Source organism: Bradyrhizobium sp. F1.13.3, assembly GCF_040548265.1.
Classification (GTDB): Bacteria; Pseudomonadota; Alphaproteobacteria; order Rhizobiales; family Xanthobacteraceae; genus Bradyrhizobium.
In genome coordinates, this window is sequence record NZ_JBEPRI010000002.1 from 650,140 (window position 1) to 672,372 (window position 22,233).

Genomic DNA, 22,233 nt, shown 5'->3' on the forward strand with positions numbered 1-22,233 from the left:
CGTTCTTCCGAACCAGTAGCAAAGACGTGGATGGCCGGGACAAGCCCGGCCATGACGAACTAACTATCCGTCGATGACGGTAACCTCACACGTCCAGCCGGCTGAACACCAGCGTGGCGTTGGTGCCGCCGAAGCCGAAGGAGTTCGACAGCACGGTGCCGATTTTGACGTTGTCGATGCGCTTGCGCACGATCGGCATGTCGGCGAACACGGGGTCGAGCTCCTGAATGTGGGCGCTCTCGCAGATGAAACCATTGTTCATCATCAGCAGCGAATAGATCGCTTCCTGCACGCCGGTTGCACCCAGGGAGTGACCGGTCAGCGCCTTGGTCGCCGAGATCGGCGGGCACTTCTCGCCGCTTCCGAACACCCTGCGGAGCGCGTCGATCTCCGGCGGATCGCCGGCCGGCGTCGATGTCGCGTGCGGATTGATGTAGTCCACCTTGGTCTTCACGGTCGACATCGCCATGCGCATGCAGCGCTCGGCGCCCTCGCCTGATGGTGCGACCATGTCGTAGCCGTCGGACGTCGCGCCGTAGCCGACGATCTCGCCGTAAATGCGCGCGCCGCGCGCCTTGGCATGCTCGAGCTCTTCCAGCACCAGCACGCCGGCGCCGCCGGCAATCACGAAGCCGTCGCGGTTGACGTCGTAGGGACGCGAGGCCGTGGCGGGCGTGTCGTTGTACTTCGAGGACATCGCGCCCATGGCATCGAACAGCACCGACAGCGACCAGTCCAGCTCCTCGCAGCCGCCGGCGAAGATGACGTCCTGCTTGCCGATCTGGATCGTCTCATAAGCGTTGCCGACGCAATGGTTCGACGTGGCGCAGGCCGACGAGATCGAATAGTTCACGCCCTTGATCTTGAACCAGGTCGCAAGCGTTGCGGAGGCCGTGGAGGACATCGCCTTCGGCACTGCAAACGGTCCGACGCGCTTCGGTCCCTTGGTGCGAGTGATGTCGGCGGCCTCGACGATGGTGCGCGCGGAGGGACCGCCGGAGCCCATGATGATGCCGGTGCGAATGTTGGAAATTTCGTCAGGCGAAAGACCGGAATCCTGGATCGCCTGTTCCATCGCGACGTGATTCCACGCCGCGCCCTGACCGAGGAAACGCATTGCGCGGCGGTCGACCATCGCCGAAGGATCGAGCGTCGGCGCACCTTGCACCTGCGAACGGAAGCCGAGCTCGGCATATTTCTCAGCCCGCGAAATGCCCGACTTCGCCTCGTGAAGGCTCGCAAGCACTTCCTGGGTGTTGTTTCCGATGGAGGAGACAATGCCCATCCCGGTGACCACAACCCGCCTCATGACAGCCTCGCCTCAATCGTTGTCTTCGTGGTGATGCGCTCAGCCCAGGCTCGTGCCCTGCTTGAACAGGCCGACCTTCAAATCCTTCGCGCGATAGATAATCTGGTCATCGACCGAAAGCCATCCGTCGGCGATACCGAGCACCAGCTTTGAACGCATCACGCGCTTGATATCGATGTTGTACACAACCTTGCGGGCCTCCGGCAGCACCTGGCCGCTGAACTTCAGCTCGTTGAGGCCAAGCGCGCGACCGCGACCTTCACCTCCGCTCCAGCCCAGATAAAAGCCGACCATTTGCCACAGCGCATCGAGCCCGAGGCAGCCGGGCATCACCGGATCGTTCTTGAAGTGGCAGCCGAAAAACCAGAGGTCGGGCTTCACGTCGAGCTCGGCGCGCACCACCCCCTTGCCGAATTCACCGCCGGTCTCGCTGATGTCCGTAATGCGGTCGAACATCAGCATCGGCGGCAGCGGCAATTGCGCATTGCCAGGGCCGAACATCTCGCCGCGGGCACATGCCAGCAGATCTTCATATTCGTAACCGTTGCGCCTGTTCAGCATGCGGAAGCCTTTGTGTTCAAACCCCGATTGAGCGGCGTTTCCGGCGAAAATGGGCCCCATCCTGTTCGAAAAGCAACATCTGTTGCCATTGTCAGACGAGAATACCGAAGGACCCGGATGGATAGCGAGCGGCCTTCAATGCCGGGCCGCGCCAAATCGGTTAAGCGGAACCGCGGGCTCTCTAACACAGGCTATTTCGGGTAGCAAAGCGCTCTCATGAAGGTAAAATGACGGGGGCCGGGCGCGGTTCCCCTGCTAATTAGAACCACTCTAGTTGCGAGAAACTTGCATCTGCATCTATCTCTCCATATATGTTTGAGAACGACAGTGTTCACGCGTGCCCGAAGCTGGAAATGAACGAAAATAACGCGCCCCATCGCGATGAAGAGGCCCACGCGGCGGCTCTTATGTCCGGCCGCCAGCCGGCTTTGACCGGTTGCCCGTGGCACGACGTCAACGAAATGCTCCAGTCCGCGGGGCTTCGCCCGACGCGCCAGCGCATGGCGCTCGGCTGGCTCCTGTTCGGCAAGGGTGCACGTCACCTCACGGCTGAAATGCTCTACGAAGAAGCGACGCTGGCCAAGGTGCCGGTCTCGCTGGCGACCGTCTACAACACGCTGAACCAGCTCACCGATGCCGGCTTGCTCCGTCAGGTCAGCGTCGACGGCACCAAGACCTATTTCGATACCAACGTCACGACCCACCATCACTACTATCTCGAGAACAGCCACGAGCTGGTCGACATCGAGGATCCGCATCTGGCGCTGTCCAAGATGCCGGAGGTGCCCGAGGGTTACGAGATCGCCCGCATCGACATGGTCGTACGGCTGCGCAAGAAGCGCTGAGCTTCGAATCTCGCGTCGTCCCGGCGAAGGCCGGGACCCATACCGCGTGATTTATCGGTAGACACAGCTATCTGTACCGCGGGACGACTGTGTAACCACCAGTCTTCCTCAAACTACTGCCTGTGGTTATGGGTCCCGGCCTTCGCCGGGACGACAACCAGATCAGTTCACCTGCTCGTCCGAGTAGACGCCCCAGAGGCGCTCCTGCTGGATCCAGCCGTCAAAGCCGTTGCCGAGGACGTGGCACCAGTTTGCGGTGCACTTCTTCACCTGGGTGACGACGCCGGCCTGGAGCCTGGCCGCAACCGCGCTGTCGGGATCGGCGCGATCGTAGATCGGCGCGAGGTCGTCCTTGTGCTTCATGGTGACGACAGCGGTACGGCGGCCCGACAGCAGCGAGTGATAGACCCAGCCCTCGGCGCCCTCGGAATCGCGGACCCGGCGCCAGTTCTCGAACTCGGCGGTGATTTCGACCGGCAAGCCGGAGCGGGTGTAGACCCAGGCAACGTCATTGTCCTTGGTTGGGCCGGCGCGGACGTTGACGTGATCCGATTTCAGGCTGACGTAGCGCGGCACCGGGAGGCCCGAGGCCGTCTGAGGGGTATTGTCCTTTGCCGAATGCCCGGGACTGACCGAAGCGCTCAACCACGTGCAAACGAGCGCCATCACCGAACAAAAACGCCCCAACGCCATCAACCCGTCTCCTGTCGAAGGTCCGGCCGAGCCGGGCCCTCACCCCAAAATTCCAAAACCAGGCCGCTGTCGCCCCTGACCCGCCCCACGCGGGTGTTCCCGAGCTCTTTGCCCGTGGTTCTTGTCTTGGCCCGGCCTTCTGCTAGAGAGGACGGACGTCTGAACAACCGGTTTGTCCCGATTTTCCGGCCGGAAATGTCGGGAGAGCTTGAAGGAAACGCCGGGACGACACGGCAAAGGCAGTGTCGAACAACCGGGTTAATGAGGCCTCAACGGCCGGCCTTTGGTGACAGAGGCGGCTCGCAACGCCTCATGAGGGCAGGACATGTCGGTGAAGAAAAAGCCCCTCGTCGTGGTGACGCGCAAGCTTCCGGACTCGATTGAGACCCGGATGCGCGAGCTATTCGACGCGCGGATCAATCTCGACGACGCGCCGATGTCGCCCGAGCAGATCGCGGAAGCCGCCCGCACCGCGGACGTGCTGGTTCCGACCGTGACCGATCACATCTCCGCCGACATCATCAATCAGCCCGACTGCAGGCTGAAACTGATCGCGAATTTCGGCAACGGCGTCGACAACATCGATGTCGAGGCCGCGCATGCCCGCGGCATCACCGTCACCAACACGCCCAAAGTTCTGACCGAAGACACCGCCGACATGACCATGGCGCTGATCCTCGCCGTGCCCAGGCGGATGATCGAAGGCGCCTCGATCCTGACGGAAGGAAAACCCTGGCCGGGCTGGTCGCCGACCTGGATGCTCGGCCATCGCATCGGCGGAAAGCGCCTCGGCATCATCGGCATGGGCCGCATCGGCCAGGCGGTCGCACGCCGCGCCCGCGCCTTCGGCTTGCAGATCCACTATCACAACCGCCGGCCGGTGGCGCCGAAGATCGCGGAAGAGCTGGGCGCGACCTATTGGGAAAGCCTCGACCAGATGCTGGCGCGGATGGACATCATCTCCGTGAACTGTCCGCACACGCCGGCGACCTACCATCTGCTGTCGGCGCGCCGGCTGAAGCTGATCCGCAAGGACGCCTACATCGTCAACACCGCGCGCGGCGGGGTCACCGACGAGGACACGCTGATCAAGCTGATCGAAGGCGGCGAGATCGGCGGCGCCGGCCTCGATGTCTACGAGCACGAGCCCGCGGTGAACCCGAAGCTGGTGCGGCTCGCCAAGGCCGGCAAGGTGACGCTGCTGCCGCATATGGGCTCGGCCACGATCGAGGGCCGCGTCGAGATGGGCGAGAAGGTGATCATCAACATCCGCACCTTCCTCGACGCGCACAAGCCACCGGATCGCGTGCTGCCGAGCATGCTCTGAGAGTTCAGTGTCTCAGCGCGTTTCGCGCTTGCGCCTGTCGGCGACGAAATCGATGAAGGCCCGCAGTGCCGGCGGCGCTTGGCGCCGGCTTGGATAATATAGGAACGGGCCCGGAAACGGCTCGCACCAGTCCTGGAGCAGGCTGATCAGCGCGCCCGACTTCAGGGCTTCGCCGACATAACCATCGAGCGTTGCCCAGATACCGGCACCGTCGAGCGCAGCGCGCATGGAAAGTCCCATGTTGGTCGAGATCAGCTTTGCGGGCGGATCGACCTTCACCAGCTGACCGGCCTTCTCGAACTCCAGATCATGCATGACACCGCTGGAGTAGCGGGCGCGGATGCAATCATGGTCGAGCAGATCCTTCGGATGCTCAGGCTTGCCGCGGCGTCCGAGGTAATCGGGCGAAGCGACCACGACATAGCTCTGCGGGCCGCTCAGCGAGATCGCGACCATGTCCTGCGCGAGATGCTCGCCATAACGCACGCCGGCATCGAAGCCCGCGCTGACGATGTCCACGAACCCGCTCTCGGAGACGACGTCGAGGTCGACCTGCGGATAGGCCTTGAGGAACGGCCCGATCATCGGCGCCAGCACGAGATCGACCGCGGGCGGCGGCGCGTTGATGCGCAGCCGGCCCGAGGCCACTTCGCGCAGGCCGCGGACCTGATCGAGGGCGTCGCCGACATCGCGCAGCGCCGGCGCTACGCGCGAAAGCAGCAGCTCGCCCGCCTCGGTCAGGGCGACGCTGCGGGTGGTGCGGTTCATCAGGCGGACGCCGAGGCGCTCCTCCAGATCCCGAAGCCGCTGGCTAAGGCTCGACACCGACACACGAATTTCGACCGCAGCGCGCCGGAAATTGCGGGTGCGGGCAACCGCCACGAAGACGTCGAGATCACGCAGGTCGGGTTCAGCCATTGTTCGCCAATGTGAACAAGCCGTTCTCGATTGTCCAGCTTATCGGCGCAATCGATCAGGCGCATATCAGGCCTCGTCACGCGGCGCAGTCAGCGCCTTTTCGAGGAGAGCCATCATGGAACAGCGCAAACTCGGTTCAACCGGCCCCACCGTCTCCGCTCTCGGTCTCGGGTGCATGGGCATGTCCGAGGTCTACGGCCCCGCCGATCGCGGCGAGAGCATCGCCACGATCCACGCGGCGCTGGATGCCGGCATCACCCTGGTCGACACCGGCGATTTCTACGCCATGGGCCACAATGAAATGCTGGTGCGCGAAGCGCTCCAGGACGTGCCGCGCGAAAAAGTGCAGATCAGCGTCAAGTTCGGTGCGCTGCGCGGTCCTGCCGGCGAATTCACCGGCATGGACACGAGGCCGGCCGCAACGAGGAACTTCCTCGCCTATTCGCTGCAGCGGCTCGGCACCGACTACATCGACATCTACCGTCCGGCGCGGCTCGATCCCAACATTCCGATCGAGGAGACCATCGGCGGCATCGCCGATCTCGTGAAGGCCGGCTACATCAGGCATATCGGCCTGTCCGAGGTCGGCTCCGACACCATCCGCCGCGCGCATGCCGTGCACCCGATCGCCGATCTCCAGATCGAATATTCGCTGATCGAGCGTGGCATCGAACGCGACATTCTGAAGACCTGCCGCGAGCTCGGCATCGGCATCACGGCTTACGGCGTGCTGGCGCGTGGCCTGATCAGCGGCCACTGGTCGAAGGATTCCGGCAAGACAGGCAAGGACTACCGGCTGATGACGCCGCGCTTCCAGGGATCGAATCTCGATGCCAATCTCGCGTTGGTGGAGCAGCTGCGCGCCATCGCCGCCGAGATTGGTGCGACGCCGGCGCAGGTCGCGATCGCCTGGGTGGCGGCGCAAGGGAAAGAGATCGTGCCGCTGGTCGGCGCCCGCACCCGCAACCGCCTCAGCGAGGCACTTGGTGCGGCCAAGCTCACGCTGACGCCAGCTCATCTCGCGGTGCTGGCAAAGGCCTTCCCGCCCGATGTCGCCGCCGGTACGCGTTACGCGGCCGAGCAAATGGCGCACCTCGACAGCGAGAAGCCGGCCACGGCGTAGCGGCTGCGATCAGGTGCGATGGGCGCTGAGGTCAGTGATCACAGGCCCATCGCCATTGAGCGGATTGGCTGGATCGCGCGCGTAACGCAGCGTCTCGAAGCGCATCGCGCGCGCATCGATCATCAGGAGGCGACCAACCAGGCCGTCGCCAAAGCCGACGATCTCGCGGATTGCCTCCAGCGCCATCATCGAGCCCATCACGCCCGCGAGCGCGCCCATGACGCCGGCTTCGGCGCACGCCGGCACGGTCCCGGGCGGCGGCGCCTCCGGGAACAGGCAGCGATAGGTCGGATTGAATTCGCCCTGCTCGTTCTTCTCATGGGCGCGGATGGTGGTCAGCGAGCCATCGAAGGTGCCGAGTGCCGCCGTGATCAGCGGTCTTTTGGCGAAGAAGCAGGCGTCCGAGGCCAAATAGCGGGTCGAGAAATTGTCGGAGCCGTCGAGCACGAGGTCATAATCGCCGATCAGCGACAGCGCGTTGTCGGCATTGAGCCAGGTGGCGTGGCCGACGAAGCTGACATGCGGATTGAGCGCCGTTATCCTTTCGGCTGCGCTCTCGACCTTGTGCCGGCCGATATCGGGCGTGGTGTGAATGACCTGGCGCTGGAGGTTGGACAGCGACACCACATCGTCATCGACCACGCCGAGCGTGCCGATCCCTGCCGCAGCCAGATACATCAGGGCCGGCGCGCCGAGCCCGCCGGCGCCGATCACCAGCACGGAGGCCCGCTTCAGCGCAGCCTGGCCGGGACCACCGACATCGCGCAGCACGATATGGCGGGCATAACGTTCGAGTTCGTCCGGGCTCAGCATCGTTATCCCTCCAGATCCTCCCCTCATGGTGAGGAGGCGCGAAGCGCCGTCTCGAACCATGAAGGCCCCGCTGCGGCTGCACGGCCTTCATCCGTCGAGACGCCGCTGACGCGGCTCCTCAGGATGAGGGGCTAGGCCTCTCCTGCCGGTCTGAACCACCGCAACATTGTTCGCGACCAACGAGATGTGCTTCAATGGCAATGCGTTCAATGGGCTGGCTGGATTTGTCATGAGATCGATGCTTGCGGCAACACTGATGTTGGCGGCTGCGACAGGCGCGAACGCCCAGATGACGACACCGCAGATTCCCGGCACCAAGCCGAAGCCGGTCCAGACCGTTCCGATCCGGCCTCCTGCGTTGCAGACGCCGGCTGCGACTGCCGATGCCATGGCGCAGGCGGAGCGGCTGTCGCTGCAGTCCGACCTCGCCTGGGTCGGCCAATATAACGGCGCCATCACCGGCGACGTCAGCGCGCGCATGGTCGAGGCGATCAAGGAATATCAGAAGGCCAAGGGCGGCAAGCCGACCGGCGTGCTCAATCCGCAGGAACGCGCCGCGCTCGCCGAGACCGCGCGACGAAAGCAGGACAGCGTCGGCTGGAAGATCGTGACGGAGATGACCAGCGGCGCGCGGCTTGGCATTCCCTCAAAACTGGTGCCACAGCAGGCGACCGACGCAACCGGCTCGAAATGGACCTCGCCGACCGGCACAGTGCAGGTGCTGCTCAGCCGCCGCAAGGAGACGAACCCGACCACCGCCAAGCTTGCCGAAGCGGAGAAGAAGGAGCCAGGTCGCAAGGTCGACTACACCGTGGTGAAGCCCGATTTCTTCGTGCTGTCGGGTTTGCAGGGCCTGAAGAAATTTTACGTGCGCGGCACCTCCAGGGGTGATGAAGTCCGCATCATGACGATCCTCTACGATCAGGCGACCGAGAACACCGTCGAGCCGGTCGTGATCGCGATGTCGAGCGCGTTCAACGCGTTTCCGTCAGGGCCGCAACCCGGGCCGCCGCCGCGCAAGACCGTCGAATATGGCAGCGGTCTCGTCGTCAGCGACGATGGCGCGATCGTCACCGACCGCCTCGTCACCGATTCCTGTCTCGCGATCACGATCGCCGGCTATGGCAGCGCCGACCGGCTCGCCGAGGACCGGGAACACGACCTCGCGCTGCTGCACATCTACGGCGCCCGCGGCCTGAAGCCCCTCAGCCTCGCCGCCGGCGCGGCGAAGACGGGTGTCGATATCATCGGTATCGCGGATCCGCAGAGCCAGGGCGGAGCCGCCGGTGCGTCGAGCCTCAAGGCGGCGCTGGCATCCGTCGGTGGCGGCGATTCCCCGCTCTCACCGCCACCGGCTGTTGGCTTCTCTGGCAGCCCCGCCATCGACGGCGACGGCAAGTTCGCCGGCATCGCACTGTTGAAGCCGGCGATGGTTGCGGGTCCCGCGACATCGGTACCGGCGTCGCAGGCGGTGATGGTCTCCGCGGAAAGCGTACGTGATTTTCTGAAGGCGAACGCCATCACCGCGAATAGCACGTCCACGGATGCGAAAGCCGCCGTCGTGCGTGTGATCTGCGTGCGGAAGTAACTCTCCTGTCCCGGGCGCGGTGCGGCATGTAATGCCGCGCCGCTGAACCGGGATCCGTGCATCCACACCGCATGCAACAAGTCGTGGCCCCGTCTCTGGCAGCGCACCGCTGAAGAAGCGTTGCGCTGCGTCTGGGGCACGAGAGCTAGCTCAGCCGGAACCTGATCCCGGCCTTCGCGAGACCACCCGAGATTCCGACCGGCGTGCCGTCCGCACGCCAGCAAGCGGCGCCACTCATAGTGCCGTCGTCGTTGAAGGCGATGCCGTTCATGCCGCCGGCGACCGTCGCCACCGGCTGCACATTGTGGCCGAGGCGCTCGAGCTTCGCGCGCACGCTCTCCGGCACCTTCTGCTCGACTTCGAGTGCATTGCCCTCGGTCCAGACCCGCGGCGCCTCGACTGCTTCCTGCAAGCTCATACCGTGGTCGATCAGATTAACCAGCGCCTGCATCGCGCTCGGGAAGATTCGTTTTCCTCCGGGCAAGCCCAGCGCGTAGCGCAGCTTGCCGTCACGCAGCGCCATCATCGGCGACATCGAGGTCGTCACCCGCTTGCCCGGCGCCAGCGACAGGGCGTGGCTTGGACGCGGATCGAACAGGTTCATGTAGTTGTTGGCGATGGCGCCGAGGCCCGGGATCATGATCTTGGCGCCGAACAGATTGTTGATGGTCTGCGTGGTCGCAACCACGTTGCCGAACGCATCGGCCGCCGTCATGTGCGTGGTATGAGCGCCTTCAAGCTGCGACACGCCGGCGCCCCAGCTCCGCGCCCGCGCCGGATCGATCGCAGCGCGGCGTTCCTCGGCATAAGCTTTTGAGGTCAGCCGCTCCACGGGGACGCCGACATAATCAGGATCGCCGCTGGCCGCGGCGCGATCGGCGAATGCGATCTTCAGGACCTCGGCGAGATAGTGGATCGTTTCCGGCGTGCCGAAGCCAAGGCTACCGATGTCGTAACCCTCCAGGATGTTCAGCATCTGCGCGATATGCACGCCGGAGGCCGCAGGCGGCGGCGGGCCAAAGATGGTCCAGCCGCGGTAATCGGCGCGGATCGGCTGCCGTTCGACGGTCTTGTAGCTGGTGAGATCGTTGCGTCGGATGAATCCGCCGGCCTTTTTCATGTAGTCGACGAGGATGTCGCCAAGCGGCCCCTCATAGAGCGCCTGCTCACCGTGGTCGGCGATATGCCGCAAGGTCTCGGCATATTCGGCCTGCACCACGCGCTCGCCGACCTTGAGCGGCTCGCCGTCTGGCAGATAGATCGCCGCGATCGGCTTGTCCTTGCGCATCTCGGCGGCGCTCTCGGTGATGCATTCGTGCAGATAGGGTGTCGCTGCATAGCCGCGCGCGGCGTGCTTGATCGCGGGCTGCATGACGTCGGCGAGGCTCATGGTGCCGAAGCGGCGCAGCGTCTCGCACCAGGCTTTCAGCGAACCCGGTGTAGCGACCGCCTTTGGGCCGTTGAGATTTTCATTGCCGACGGTGTCGAACACGTCATGCGCGGAACCCGGCGCGGGGGTGTAGCTGGTGTCAAGCACCGCCGCGGGCACGGTGCTCTGCCCGTCGATGAAACGGTGGCTGCCGTCGGCGAGCCGGATGTGCGCCATGCCACCCCCGATGATGCCCACCATCATCGGCTCGACCACGGTCAGCGTGAACAGGGTCGCGATCGCGGCGTCGATGGCGTTGCCGCCGGCGGCCAGCATCTCCGCGCCAGCGCTGGAGGCCAGTGGATGGTTGCTGACCACCATGCCGCGGCTCGATACCGCGGGCATCTTCTGGCATTCAAAATTCGTCGCCGTCCGGTCGCGCCAGTTTCCGCCCATGCCGCTCGTCCTTATTTATTCACGGCAGCAAGCACAGCACACGTACGAGTACGGGTCCAGTAATGGTACGGATTCGCTGGCATTTCCGATTCCGCCATGATCGTTACTGCTGATTCGGACCTCCGCGATCCCCTTTGGATCGGGCCGGCACGTCCTGAGCGAGAAGAGCTCAGCATCGAGATCGATGCACGTTCGCGTGGCGTTTCCCGAGACTCGAGCACTCCAAAGGATTGATCTTCAATGCACACGATCGTACTGGCCACCCAAAAGGGTGGCAGCGGCAAGAGCACGCTCGCCATCGGCCTCGCGCTGGCAGCCAAGCAGGCCGGCTTCACCGTCCGCCTGATCGAAACCGACCCGCAGGGCACACTGTCCAACTGGCAGCGCCGCCGCACCGCCGACGATCTCGTCGTCGAGCCGATCTATCACGCCGCCGACATCGAGCCGCGCCTGAAAATGCTGGCCGACAGCGGCCTCCAGCTCGCGATCGTCGATACCGCCGCCGGCCTCAGCGCCGCGACCACCGCTGCGATCCGCCATTGCGACCTCTGCCTGATCCCGGCCCGCCCGAGCGTTGCCGACATCGAGGCGACGGTTTCGACGCTGAGCGTCGCGCGCGCCTGGAAGCGGCCTTACAGCTTCGTGCTGAACCAGACGCCGATCCGCGGCCAGCGCATCGATAACGCTGCCAACACCCTCGCCGAGGAAGCAGCCCTCGATCTCGCCGAGGTGCTCGCGCGTCCCCTGATCGTGATGCGCAACGACCACCAGGATTCGCTCGCAAGCGGCCTTGCGGTCAGCGAGTTTGCGCCGAACGGCAAATCGACCGAGGAGATCCGCGGCCTTTGGCATTGGATCGAGACCCGGCTCGAGCTCGCCGCCACCACCAATGTCTTGATCGACCAGGTTATCGCGGCCGCGGACGGAATGTTGCACGTCGCCGCCGAGCTTGCGGCCGACGAGACCACGACACTGGCGTCCTGAGCGGGCAATCGCTCAGACGGCAGCCGGCCCTTCACCATCCGGAAGGACCTTAGCGACGAAGCAATCCGGCCACCAGCCCGGCCGGATTGCTTCGCTTCGCGCTTGTGAGAACGCTCTATCGTGCCGTCATTGCGAGGAGCCCTTGCGACGAAGCAATCCAGATTGTTTCGTCGGAAAGATTCTGGCTTGCTTCGCTGCGCTCGCAATGACGATCGTGGTGGGCTCGTCATCCTCGCAGAAGCTCGCGGCCTCTGGGTTACGAGCCTGATTTTCACTTCTGACATTTCGGACACCAGAAGGTCGACCGGCCGTTCTGCGTAAAACGCTTCACTGTGCCGCCGCATCGCGGCGTGCTGCATTTCTCGCCCTCGCGGTCATAGACCTTGAACGAGTGCTGGAAATAGCCGAGCTCGCCGGAGGTCTGACGGTGGTCGCGCAATGATGATCCGCCGGCCTTGATCGCGTCATTCAACACGGTGTGGATCGCGCCGACCAATCGCTTTGCGTGGTCCGTCGTCTCGCCCTTTTTTGTCGACAGCGTCGCGGCGATCCGGCGCGGCGACAGATGCGAACGATGCAGGGCTTCGCAGACATAGATATTGCCGAGCCCGGCGACCACGCGCTGATCGAGCAGCGCGGCTTTCAGGCTCGTGGTCTTGCCGGCGCAGGACCGCGCCAGCATCGCGGCGTCGAATTCGTTGCCGAGCGGCTCGGGGCCGAGCCCCCGCAGCAGCGGCTCCTCGTCGAGCGCACTGCGCGCGATCACTTTCATGTAACCGAAGCGGCGCGGGTCGTTGAAGATGATGTCGGCGCCGGAGGACATCCGAAACAGCACGTGGTCATGCGTGGAGTCCTTGGCTCGCGGATAGTGAAACTCGCCGGGCGCCGCCTCGTTGTCCGGCTTGATGACGCGAAACGAGCCTGACATGCCCAGATGCATCAACAGCACGTCGCCGGAGGCGAGATCGGCCATGAGATATTTTGCACGGCGCCCGAGCCCGGTGACGACCTGTCCCTTCAGTCGGGCCACGAAATCCGGCTGGAAGGGAAAGCGCAAATCCGGCCTGCGGGCCTCCGCGACGAGGATTTTCGCACCCTCCATGACAGGCTGAAGGCCGCGGCGGACGGTCTCGACTTCGGGCAATTCGGGCATGGTCAGGCATTCACCTTATCAGGGCGGTGTGATAGCGCCATTGCGGCGGGCGCGCTATGGTCCGCCTCGTGGAGTAGAGTAATGGATCGGCCGGGCGAAACCACGCATTTTGGCTTCAGGGACGTTCCCCTGGGCGACAAGCAGACGCTGGTGAACGATGTGTTTCACAGCGTGGCGTCGCGCTATGATTTGATGAACGATTTGATGTCCGGCGGACTGCACCGGGTCTGGAAGGACATCATGATCACCGCGCTCGACCCGCCGCGAGGCGACCGGCCGTTCGCGCTGCTCGACGTTGCCGGCGGCACCGGCGACATCTCGTTCCGCGCCGCCAAGGCCGCAGGAGTGGGCTTCCATGCCACCGTCTGCGACATCAACACCGAGATGCTGGCGGTGGGCCGCGAGCGTGCCGCAAAGCGGCATCTCGAGACCCGGGTCGATTTCGTCGAGGGTAATGCCGAAGCGCTCGCCTTCGCCGATCGCAGCTTCGACGCATATACGATAGCTTTCGGCATTCGCAACGTGCCGCGGATCGATCTCGCACTGGAAGAGGCGTATCGCGTGCTCAAACCAGGCAGCCGCTTCCTCTGTCTGGAATTCTCCACCGTCGAGATGCCCGGGCTCGACCGCCTTTATGACCTGTTCTCGTTCAAGGTGATCCCGCCGCTCGGCCGCATGATCACGGGTGACGCCGAGTCCTACCAATATCTGGTCGAGTCGATCCGCAAATTCCCAAGACCCAACGCCTTCGCCGACATGATCCGCGACGCCGGCTTCGCCCGCGTGAACTGGCAGATATTGTCCGGCGGCATCGTCGCACTGCATTCGGGCTGGCGTTTGTGATCTCTGCCATAACCCATAGTGCGCGCCTGATGCGCGCCGCGTTCGTATTCGCGCGCGAGGGCGTGTTCGGCGCCGTCGATCCGAGCCTGGTCCCGCCGCACGGACAGCTCGCGCTGAAACTTGCGCGCCTGATCGAACGGCGCGGTCCGAAGCATGGCCCGCGGCTGTCGCGCGCGCTGACCCGGATGGGCCCGGCCTATCTCAAACTCGGACAATTTCTGGCGACCCGCCCCGACGTCGTCGGCGTCCTCATGGCGCGCGACCTTGAAAGCCTTCAGGACCGCCTGCCACCGTTCTCGCAAGCCGAAGCGGAAGTTGCGATCGCAACGTCGCTGGAACGGCCGCTGACCGATGTGTTCGCGAGCCTTAGTGCGCCGGTCGCAGCCGCCTCGATCGCACAGGTGCATCGCGGCGAAGTCCTGCGCGACGGCATCCGCAAGGCAGTCGCCGTGAAAGTGCTGCGCCCCAACGTGGCCGCACGCTTCCGCCGCGACCTCTCCGACTTCTTTTTTGTCGCACACAAGGCCGAATCCTATTCGTCCGAGGCGCGGCGCCTGCGCCTCATCGAGGTCATCAACACCATGTCGCGTTCGGTCGCGATGGAGATGGACCTGCGCCTCGAGGCCGCGGCGCTGTCGGAGATGGCGGAGAACACGCGCGACGATCCTGATTTCCGCGTGCCGACCGTCGACTGGGACCGTACCACGCATAACGTGCTGACCATGGAGTGGATCGACGGCATCGCGCTGAACGATCACAAGCGCCTCGCAGAGTCGCAGGTCGACCTGCCCGATCTCGGCCGCAAGGTGATTCAAAGCTTCCTGCGCCACGCGCTGCGCGACGGCTTTTTCCACGCCGACATGCACCCGGGCAATCTGTTCCTGGATGACGCGGGCCGCCTCGTCGCGGTGGATTTCGGCATCATGGGCCGGCTCGGCATGAAGGAGCGGCGCTTCCTCGCCGAAATCCTGCTCGGCTTCATCACCCGCGACTATCGTCGTGTCGCGGAAGTGCATTTCGAGGCGGGTTACGTGCCCGCGCATCACTCGGTCGAGAACTTCGCGCAAGCGATCCGCGCCATCGGCGAGCCCATTCACAACCGCACGGCGGAAGAGATCTCGATGGCGCGGCTGCTGACGCTGCTGCTCGAGGTCACCGGCCTGTTCGACATGACCACGCGGCCCGAGCTGATCCTGCTGCAGAAGACCATGGTGGTGGTCGAGGGCGTGGCGCGCGGCTTCGATCCGAAGCTCGACATCTGGAAGGTCGCCGACCCCGTGGTGCGGGAATGGATCGAGCGCAATCTCGGACCGATCGGCCGGGTCCAGGGCGCAATTGCGGGCGGCGGCGATCTCGCGCGCATCCTGATGCGTCTGCCTGACATCGCCGAGCGCTCGGTTGCGGTGCTCGAACAGCTCGAGACCATGACGCGGGATGGCATCCGGCTGTCGCCGGAAAGCATCGCGGCGATGGGCCGCAGCGAGGGTCGCAAGAACCGTTGGCGCACCGTGGCGCTCTGGATCATCGCCGCGACCTTCATCGGCATCCTGATCGCCGTCCGGAATCTGTGATTGCACTGCAATCATGCAAATGATAGCATCGCTATCATTTGTGCTGGAGGGCGCCATGGCGAGCCTGACCATTCGCAAGCTCGACGAAGGCATCAAAACTTACCTCAGGCTGCGCTCGGCCAAGAACCGCAGGTCGGTCGAGGAAGAGGTCCGGGTCATCCTCGGGGAGCTGATCGAGGGCCGCGAGGAGCCCCTGACGCCGTTCACGGCGCCGCCCGCGACGTCTCCCGCCCCCACGCCCCAGCGCAGCGGCGCCGCTCCAGAAGCCAGCGTCACCCTGATCATCGGTGGCGGGATCGCGGCCTACAAATCGCTCGACCTGATCCGAAGGCTCAAGGAGCGGCGGATCGAGGTGCATTGCGTGTTGACCAAGGCGGCGCAGCAATTCGTCACGCCGCTGGCCGTGAGCGCGCTCTCCCATGAGCGCGTCTACACCGACCTGTTCGATCCCCAGAGCGAGTTCGACGCCGGTCATATCCGGCTGGCGCGCGAGTGCGACCTGATCATTGTGGCGCCTGCGACAGCCGATTTGATGGCCAAGATGGCCAACGGCCATGCCGACGATCTCGCCAGCGCCATCCTGCTCGCGACCAACCGCAAGGTCCTGCTCGCGCCGGCCATGAATCCGCTGATGTGGAACAACGCGGCGACGCGGCGCAATGTCGCGCAGCTTCAACGCGACGGCGTGATGCTGATCGGGCCGAATTCTGGCGAGATGGCCGAAGCCGGCGAGGCCGGCATCGGCCGCATGTCCGAGGCGATCGAAATTGCGACCGCAGCCGAGCGCCTGCTGCGGCCGCCGGTGCCGCGCCCACTCGCCGGCAAGCGCGTGCTGATCACCGCAGGTCCGACCCACGAGCCGATCGATCCGGTGCGCTACATCGCCAACCGATCCTCCGGCAAGCAGGGCTTTGCGATCGCCGCCGCCGCACAAGCCGCGGGCGCCGAGGTGATCCTGGTCAGCGGCCCGGTCGATCTCAGCGATCCCCAGGGCGTGACTGTCAAGCATGTGGAATCGGCACGGCAGATGCTTGAGCAGGTGCAGGCCGCACTTCCCGCCGACATCGCGATCTTCGCCGCCGCCGTCGCCGACTGGCGGGTCGCCAATGAAGGCGAGCAGAAGCTGAAGAAGACCTCGGCCGGCATGCCGCCGCTCGAGCTGGTCGAGAACCCCGACATTCTCGCGACGATCTCCAGGCTGACCGACAAGCGTCCGCCGCTGGTGATCGGCTTTGCCGCCGAGACCGAGCACCTCATCGACAACGCCAAGTCGAAGCTTGCCCGCAAGGGCTGCGACTGGATTGTCGCCAACGACGTCTCCCCCGCAACCGGCGTGATGGGCGGGGACCGCAACACCGTGCACCTCATCAGCCGCAAGAAAGGTGAGAAGCACGATGAGAAGGATGGCGAGATTGCAGTTGATTCCTGGCCGGCGATGACCAAGGAACAGGTCGCCATTGAACTGGTCGCGCATATCGCAAAGAGCGTGACCGGCAAATCCCGGGAGCCCGCATCTTGAGCACCAAAGTCACGGTCGAACTGCAACGCCTGCCCCATGCGGAGGGGCTGCCGCTGCCGGCCTATCAGACAGCCGATGCCGCCGGTCTCGACCTGATGGCGGCGGTGGCCGAGAACGAGCCGCTGACGCTGGCGCCCGGCCAATACGCGCTGGTGCCGACGGGCCTCGCTATCGCACTGCCGCCCGGGCACGAGGCGCAGGTGCGGCCGCGCTCAGGGCTTGCGGCCAAGCACGGCGTCACCGTGCTGAACTCACCGGGCACGATCGACGCGGACTATCGCGGCGAGATCAAGGTGATCCTGATCAATCACGGCCAGACTGCCTTCGTGCTCAAGCGCGGCGAGCGCATCGCGCAGATGGTGATCGCGCCAATGGTGCAGGCCGCGCTGGTTCCCGTCGCTACCCTGTCCGCGACCGACCGCGGTGCCGGCGGTTTCGGCTCCACCGGCCGCTAGCGCGCTGCAATTCCCGCCGAATCACCCGAGGAACTACGTGAACTGGAACACCGCGCCCCGCATTTTTTTGGGACCGTCTTTGCGTTCACGATCTGGACTCTTACCGGTGGAGTCACGGTGAGGGTATTGTCGTTTGATTCGCGCGCGACGGGGGTCGCCGCGCGCAAATTCGTGCGATCTTGGGGCAACTATGTCAGGCGTGATCGTGTCGATGCGTCGGACGCTGCTGTCGTGCACATCGCTCGTGCGCAACGGCTTGTTGGGAAGCGCTCTCGCGGCGCTGCTGCCGGCTGCGCCGGCTGAGGCCGCCGACCTCGTCGACACACTCTCAACGTTGCTGGATTTCAACCGGCAGGAGCTCGCGGTGCTGGCCACCGCGCTTGCCCTGCTCGGCTTCTCGGTGGTCGCCGCGATCCTCCTGATGCGCACGCGCGTGCGCACGGCAAGGAACGAGGCGCGGCTGCGCGCCCGGATCGGAGAACTCCAGCTCCAGGCCGACCGCTTCGGCGCACTGCTGTTCGCCGAGCCGCAGATCCTGATTTCCTGGCCCGCCGGTGACAATCGCGCGCAGATCTCCGGTGACATCTCCCTGGTGTTGCCGCGGGACTCTTCTCCACAGCGCGTGCTCGCGTTTGGAACCTGGTTGCCGCCGGAACCGGCGCTCCAGATGGATCACGCCGTCGACGCGTTGCGCGACCGTGGCGACGGGTTCCAGCTGACCCTCACTACCGCGCATGGCCATACGCTGGAGGCCATCGGCCGCGCCATCGGTGGCCAGGCCATCGTCAGGATTCGCGAACTCTCGGGGCTCCGCCGCGATCTGGCCGAGACCAATCTGCGTTACAAGGCACTCTCCGACGAGACGGAGATGCTGCGCGGCTTCGCGACCGCCGCACCCTGGCCGATCTGGGCCAAGGGCGAGAACGGCGCGCTGGCTTACGCCAACCCCGCCTATGTCCGTGCCACCGAGGCAGCCAGCATCACCGACGCCCAGGAGCGCAAGCTCGAGCTGCTCGACAGCGCCGACCGGACCGCGATGGAGCGCGGACTGAAAGAAACCGCCAATTTCACCTCGCGGCTGCCGATCGTGATCGGCGGCGAGCGGCGCATCTATGACGTGCGCGCCGTCAATGTGGGCGGCGGCAATGTCGGCGTTGCCATCGATGCCAGCGAGGCGGATGCCTTGAGCTCGGCGCTGGTGCGCATGGCGGAAGCGCATCGCCGCACGCTCGACCAGCTCTCCTCCGGCGTTGCCGTGTTCGACGGCCAGCGCCGGCTGGCCTTCTACAATGATTCCTACCGCCAGCTGTGGGACCTCGACCGCACCTTTCTCGATGCCAACCCTGATGATTCCAGCGTGCTCGACAAGCTCCGCTCCTCACGCAAATTGCCGGAGCAGCCGGACTTCCGCGCCTGGAAGGCCAAGCTGCACGAAGCCTATCGCGCGGTCGAGGCCGCCAAGGACACCTGGTACCTGCCCGATGGACGCGCGCTCTCCGTCGTCACCACGCCGAACCCGGAAGGCGGCGTCACTTATCTGTTCGACGACGTCACCGAGAGCCTCGAACTCGCCCGCCGCTTCGACGGCATGATCCGCGTCCAGCGCGAGACGCTGGACAGCCTCGCCGAGGGCGTCGCGGTGTTCGGCAGCAACGGCAAGGCGCAGCTGTTCAACCCGGCCTTCGTCCGGATGTGGAAGCTGTCCGCTGACGCCATGCGCGACGAGCCGCACATCCAGACGGTCGAGGGCTGGTGCCATCAGCTGTTCGACGACGCGATCGTCTGGCGCCAGATCCGCGAGGCCGTCACCTCGATCGAGAGCCGCGCCGACGTTCCGCTGAAGCTGGAGCGCAAGGACGGCAGCGTGCTCGACGGCATGATCCGGCCCCTGCACGATGGCGCCACGATGCTGACATTCCAGGACATCACCGACACCGAGAACGTCGAGCGCGCGCTGCGCGAGCGCAACGAGGCGCTGGAGGCGGCCGACCAGATGAAGGTGGATTTCGTCCACCACGTCTCCTACGAGCTGCGCTCGCCGCTCACCACCATCATCGGCTTCGCGCATTTCCTCAGCGATCCCTCGACCGGGCCGCTGACGCCGAAACAGGCCGAGTATCTCGACTACGTCACCAAATCGACCAATGCGCTGCTGGCGCTGACCAACAACATCCTGGATCTCGCCACCATCGACGCGGGCGCCATGAAGCTGGAACTCGGCCCGGTCGACGTCAGCAAGACCATCGAGCTCGCCGCCGAGGGTCTCCAGGACCGGCTCGCCACCGACCGCATCCGCCTCAAGGTCGAGATCGCGCCCGATGTCGGCAGCTTCACCGGCGACGAGAAGCGCGTGGTGCAGGTGCTCTATAACCTCCTTGCCAACGCCGTCGGGTTTTCTCCACCGGATTCCACCGTCGGCATCAGCGCCCGCCGCACCGAACGCAGTGTGGTCTTCACTGTGACAGATTCCGGGCCTGGAATACCTGCCGACATGAAGGACAAGGTGTTCAACTGGTTCGAAAGCCGCTCGCAGGGCTCGCGTCATCGCGGCGCCGGGCTTGGCCTGTCGCTGGTGCGCTCCTTCGTCGAGCTGCATGGCGGCAATATCCGGGTGGATTCGATCGTGGGCAGGGGCACGGTCGTGATCTGTGACTTCCCGACCGACCAGGCGGCGCATCGCGACGCCGCCGAATGACTGCGCCAACCACATTTTCCGTCGCGCTCCACAACGAGACGGCCACTGCGCAACTGATGGCCGACCTCGCGCTGCTGGTCGGCCCCGGCGATGTCATCACGCTCACCGGCGATCTCGGTGCCGGCAAGACCGCGGCGGCGCGGGCCATGATCCGCTACCTCGCCGGCGATGACGCACTGGAAGTACCGAGCCCGACCTTCACGCTGGTGCAGGGCTACGAGCTGCCACCATTCCCGGTGATGCATGCCGACCTCTACCGCGTCGAGGACGAGAGCGAGCTCGAAGAGATCGGGCTGTCGCCGCTGCCGGAAGCAACCCTCGTCCTGATCGAATGGCCGGAGCGCGCACCATCGGCGATGCCTCAAGACCGCATCGACATCGCGCTGACGCACCGGCCGGCGCTGGGCTCGAATGCACGCGCTGCCGACATCACCGGTCACGGCAAGGCTGCCGCCACCGTCGCGCGGTTGAAGGCGCTGCGCGAATTCCTCGATGCATCCGGCTACATGGAGGCAACGCGCAAGCGCATGGCGGGCGACGCCTCGACCCGCTCCTATGCGCGGCTGCTGCGCGACGACGAGATCGTTATCCTCATGAATTCTCCGCAGCGCCCGGATGGCGCTGCCATGTACAGCGGAAAATCCTACAGCGCCGCGGTGCATCTCGCCGAAAACATCAAACCGTTCGTTGCCATCGACGAGGGCCTGCGCGCGCAAGGAATCTCCGCGCCCGCGATCCATCATTCCGACCTCGACCACGGATTCCTGATCAGCGAAGACTTCGGCAGCGAAGGCGTGATCGAGGGCGATCCGCCGCGCCCGATCGCCGAACGCTACGAAGCCGCAACCGATTTGCTGGCCGTGCTGCACGGCAAGACGCTGCCGGAGACGCTGCCGCTCGGGGACCAGACCTACGCCATTCCCGTCTTCGATACCGAGGCGCTGCTGATTGAAATCGGCTTGATGCCGGAATGGTACCTGCCCGATCGCAACGCGCCGCTGGGCGACGGGAAGCGCGCCGAATTCTTCGCGATGTGGCGCGAGCTGTTGAAGAAGCCGCTGGCGACACCGAAGACGTGGATCATCCGCGATTATCACTCACCGAACCTGATCTGGCTCGGGAATCGCACCGGCATTGAACGCGTCGGCGTGATCGATTTCCAGGACACCGTGCTGGGGCCGCAATCCTATGACGTGGTGTCGCTGCTCCAGGACGCCCGCATCGACGTGCCTGAGGCGATCGAACTGACGCTGCTGTCGCGCTACATCAAGGCGCGCCGCACGAGCGACGCGAGCTTCGACGCGGCCGGCTTCGCCGAGCTCTACGCCATCATGTCGGCGCAGCGGAACACGCGTCTGCTCGGCACCTTCGCCCGCCTCAACCGCCGCGACGGCAAGCCGCATTATCTGCGTCACCAGCCGCGGATCTGGACCTATCTCCAGCGCTCCCTGGCGCATCCCGCGCTCGCCCATCTGCGCGACTGGTATCTCGCCAACGTCCCGCCGCCCCAAAGGCCGGCCCAAGGCTGAACGGCCAAAAGAGGCTGAAAAGGCTGATTTGGAACCCGATTTACCGGCTGTTAGCCAAGGCGCCGGTAATCTGGCGGCGAGGCAGCCGGATGATTACGGGGCTGGAGCAGGGCAGATGGCGGTGAAGACGGACGAGCGCGGCAACAGCCGGGTTGTTTTCGAGCGCGGGATCGCGGCCCAGATGATGGGTATCGACGGTACCTGGCGGCGCGACTGCACCATGGAGGACGTCTCCGAGAGCGGCGCCAAGCTGACCATAGACGGCTCGGTCGAAGGTCTGCACCTGAAGGAATTTTTTCTGCTGCTGTCGTCCACCGGACTTGCGTATCGGCGCTGCGAGCTTTCCTGGGTCAATGGCGACCAGATCGGCGTCAACTTTCTCAAGCTCGGCGACAAGAAGAAAAAGGCGCGTTCCACATCCATCGGGGCGTAACGGCAACACCCGTCGTACAAGCGTCACGGCAGGTGGTTAAGGCGGTTAA

19 protein-coding genes are annotated in these 22,233 nt (G+C 64.9%); 12 read left to right on the forward strand and 7 right to left on the reverse strand.

Annotation, left to right across the window (positions count from 1 at the left end):
• Positions 1 to 85: 85 nt before the first annotated feature.
• Together fabB and fabA are read right to left on the reverse strand one after the other, a co-directional pair.
• On the reverse strand, positions 86 to 1,309 hold the full coding sequence (fabB, locus tag ABIB66_RS07825; RefSeq protein WP_354205716.1) for a beta-ketoacyl-ACP synthase I: 1,224 nt from the start codon (positions 1,307 to 1,309) through the stop codon (positions 86 to 88).
• 39 nt (positions 1,310 to 1,348) lie between these two features.
• Positions 1,349 to 1,870 (reverse strand): bifunctional 3-hydroxydecanoyl-ACP dehydratase/trans-2-decenoyl-ACP isomerase, encoded by a 522-nt coding sequence (fabA, locus tag ABIB66_RS07830; protein WP_007603915.1) that lies wholly within the window; start codon positions 1,868 to 1,870, stop codon positions 1,349 to 1,351.
• A gap of 353 nt (positions 1,871 to 2,223) precedes the next feature.
• Here fabA and irrA point away from each other — a divergent pair, with 353 nt between their 5' ends.
• A complete protein-coding gene (irrA, locus tag ABIB66_RS07835; RefSeq protein WP_354205713.1) occupies positions 2,224 to 2,715 on the forward strand; it encodes an iron response transcriptional regulator IrrA in 492 nt (163 codons plus the stop codon).
• A 162-nt stretch (positions 2,716 to 2,877) separates the two neighbouring features.
• On the opposite strand, the gene ABIB66_RS07840 is transcribed toward irrA, so the two are convergent.
• Positions 2,878 to 3,408 (reverse strand): SH3 domain-containing protein, encoded by a 531-nt coding sequence (locus ABIB66_RS07840; protein WP_354205711.1) that lies wholly within the window; start codon positions 3,406 to 3,408, stop codon positions 2,878 to 2,880.
• A gap of 325 nt (positions 3,409 to 3,733) precedes the next feature.
• Between ABIB66_RS07840 and ABIB66_RS07845 the strand changes: the two genes are divergently transcribed.
• Positions 3,734 to 4,735 carry a 2-hydroxyacid dehydrogenase gene (locus tag ABIB66_RS07845; protein ID WP_354205709.1) on the forward strand — a complete coding sequence of 334 codons (1,002 nt, stop codon included), beginning with the start codon at positions 3,734 to 3,736 and terminating at the stop codon, positions 4,733 to 4,735.
• 12 nt (positions 4,736 to 4,747) lie between these two features.
• On the opposite strand, the gene ABIB66_RS07850 is transcribed toward ABIB66_RS07845, so the two are convergent.
• Positions 4,748 to 5,653, reverse strand: coding sequence for a LysR family transcriptional regulator (locus ABIB66_RS07850; protein WP_354205707.1), 906 nt, complete (start codon positions 5,651 to 5,653; stop codon positions 4,748 to 4,750).
• A 115-nt stretch (positions 5,654 to 5,768) separates the two neighbouring features.
• On the opposite strand from ABIB66_RS07850, the gene ABIB66_RS07855 reads away from it, so the two are divergent.
• Positions 5,769 to 6,776, forward strand: coding sequence for an aldo/keto reductase (locus ABIB66_RS07855; protein ID WP_354205705.1), 1,008 nt, complete (start codon positions 5,769 to 5,771; stop codon positions 6,774 to 6,776).
• A 9-nt stretch (positions 6,777 to 6,785) separates the two neighbouring features.
• Here ABIB66_RS07855 and ABIB66_RS07860 read toward each other — a convergent pair whose 3' ends face one another.
• Entirely contained in the window at positions 6,786 to 7,589 is an 804-nt protein-coding gene (locus tag ABIB66_RS07860) for a HesA/MoeB/ThiF family protein (protein WP_354205703.1), read from the reverse strand.
• Positions 7,590 to 7,818: 229 nt separating this feature from the next.
• Between ABIB66_RS07860 and ABIB66_RS07865 the strand changes: the two genes are divergently transcribed.
• Positions 7,819 to 9,177 carry a serine protease gene (locus ABIB66_RS07865; protein ID WP_354205701.1) on the forward strand — a complete coding sequence of 453 codons (1,359 nt, stop codon included), beginning with the start codon at positions 7,819 to 7,821 and terminating at the stop codon, positions 9,175 to 9,177.
• Positions 9,178 to 9,322: 145 nt separating this feature from the next.
• Here the strand turns inward: ABIB66_RS07865 and ggt are convergent, their stop codons facing one another.
• Positions 9,323 to 11,002 (reverse strand): gamma-glutamyltransferase, encoded by a 1,680-nt coding sequence (ggt, locus tag ABIB66_RS07870; protein WP_354205699.1) that lies wholly within the window; start codon positions 11,000 to 11,002, stop codon positions 9,323 to 9,325.
• 240 nt (positions 11,003 to 11,242) lie between these two features.
• Here ggt and ABIB66_RS07875 point away from each other — a divergent pair, with 240 nt between their 5' ends.
• Positions 11,243 to 11,986, forward strand: coding sequence for a nucleotide-binding protein (locus tag ABIB66_RS07875; RefSeq protein WP_275168810.1), 744 nt, complete (start codon positions 11,243 to 11,245; stop codon positions 11,984 to 11,986).
• Positions 11,987 to 12,257: 271 nt separating this feature from the next.
• Here the strand turns inward: ABIB66_RS07875 and mutM are convergent, their stop codons facing one another.
• Complete coding sequence (mutM, locus tag ABIB66_RS07880) at positions 12,258 to 13,139, reverse strand: bifunctional DNA-formamidopyrimidine glycosylase/DNA-(apurinic or apyrimidinic site) lyase (RefSeq protein WP_275168811.1); 882 nt, start codon at positions 13,137 to 13,139, stop codon at positions 12,258 to 12,260.
• Positions 13,140 to 13,220: 81 nt separating this feature from the next.
• On the opposite strand from mutM, the gene ubiE reads away from it, so the two are divergent.
• The 7 genes from ubiE (at position 13,221) to ABIB66_RS07915 (ending at position 22,184) form a co-directional block, all read left to right on the forward strand.
• Complete coding sequence (gene ubiE, locus ABIB66_RS07885) at positions 13,221 to 13,982, forward strand: bifunctional demethylmenaquinone methyltransferase/2-methoxy-6-polyprenyl-1,4-benzoquinol methylase UbiE (RefSeq protein ID WP_275168813.1); 762 nt, start codon at positions 13,221 to 13,223, stop codon at positions 13,980 to 13,982.
• On the forward strand, positions 13,979 to 15,553 hold the full coding sequence (gene ubiB, locus ABIB66_RS07890) for a 2-polyprenylphenol 6-hydroxylase (protein ID WP_275168815.1): 1,575 nt from the start codon (positions 13,979 to 13,981) through the stop codon (positions 15,551 to 15,553). The genes ubiE and ubiB overlap by 4 nt, the downstream gene beginning before the upstream one ends.
• A 55-nt stretch (positions 15,554 to 15,608) precedes the next feature.
• The gene (gene coaBC, locus ABIB66_RS07895; RefSeq protein WP_354205695.1) at positions 15,609 to 17,072 is read left to right on the forward strand and encodes a bifunctional phosphopantothenoylcysteine decarboxylase/phosphopantothenate--cysteine ligase CoaBC; all 1,464 of its coding nucleotides are present in this window, start codon (positions 15,609 to 15,611) and stop codon (positions 17,070 to 17,072) included.
• Positions 17,069 to 17,527: a dUTP diphosphatase gene (dut, locus tag ABIB66_RS07900; protein ID WP_354205693.1), complete on the forward strand. Its 459-nt coding sequence runs from the start codon at positions 17,069 to 17,071 to the stop codon at positions 17,525 to 17,527. The genes coaBC and dut overlap by 4 nt, the downstream gene beginning before the upstream one ends.
• 190 nt (positions 17,528 to 17,717) lie before the next feature.
• Positions 17,718 to 20,222, forward strand: coding sequence for a sensor histidine kinase (locus tag ABIB66_RS07905; protein ID WP_275168821.1), 2,505 nt, complete (start codon positions 17,718 to 17,720; stop codon positions 20,220 to 20,222).
• Entirely contained in the window at positions 20,219 to 21,751 is a 1,533-nt protein-coding gene (gene tsaE / locus ABIB66_RS07910) for a tRNA (adenosine(37)-N6)-threonylcarbamoyltransferase complex ATPase subunit type 1 TsaE (protein WP_354064359.1), read from the forward strand. Before ABIB66_RS07905 ends, tsaE begins: the two co-directional genes overlap by 4 nt.
• A gap of 115 nt (positions 21,752 to 21,866) precedes the next feature.
• Positions 21,867 to 22,184 (forward strand): PilZ domain-containing protein, encoded by a 318-nt coding sequence (locus tag ABIB66_RS07915; protein WP_354205690.1) that lies wholly within the window; start codon positions 21,867 to 21,869, stop codon positions 22,182 to 22,184.
• The last annotated feature ends 49 nt before the right edge of the window (positions 22,185 to 22,233 follow it).